1 protein-coding gene is annotated in these 428 nt (G+C 48.8%); it reads right to left on the bottom strand.

Features of this window, described 5'->3' with window-relative positions; all coding sequences use genetic code 11:
• Positions 1-428: hypothetical protein (locus JO950_RS22045; RefSeq protein ID WP_202704555.1), on the bottom strand; the 428-nt coding region annotated here is incomplete at both ends.

The following is a 428-nucleotide window of genomic DNA, read 5'->3' as shown; positions in this document are numbered from 1 at the left end:
CCGTTAGAAGCAACTGTGTATCTTATCGTTACCGCTGTATCTGCTGTAACATCAGCTGGCGTGTAAACCGATCCTGTGATGCTTCCACCTCCTGAAACAATGCTCCAGGTACCTCCTGCCGGTGTAGCAGTTAAGGTTTTGGTAGCGGTCTCACAAATAGGAGTAGTTGGAGTGGTATTATTGGCGGTGCCTGCAAAAGCGTTTACCGTGAAGGTAACATCTGAACTGCTAGCGGCACAACTTCCGTTAGAAGCAACCGTGTATCTTATCGTTACCACTGTATCCGCAGTAACATCTGCTGGCGTATAAACCGATCCTGTGATGCTTCCGCCTCCTGAAACAATGCTCCAGGTACCTCCTGCCGGTGTAGCGGTAAGGGTTTTGGTAGCAGTCTCACAAATAGCAGTAGTTGGAGTGGTATTATTGGC

The organism is Flavobacterium sp. UGB4466 (assembly GCF_903469665.1).
Taxonomy (GTDB): domain Bacteria; phylum Bacteroidota; class Bacteroidia; order Flavobacteriales; family Flavobacteriaceae; genus Flavobacterium; species Flavobacterium lipolyticum.
The sequence above is the reverse complement of the archived record's forward strand: the minus strand, read 5'-3'. Positions and strand labels throughout refer to the sequence as shown.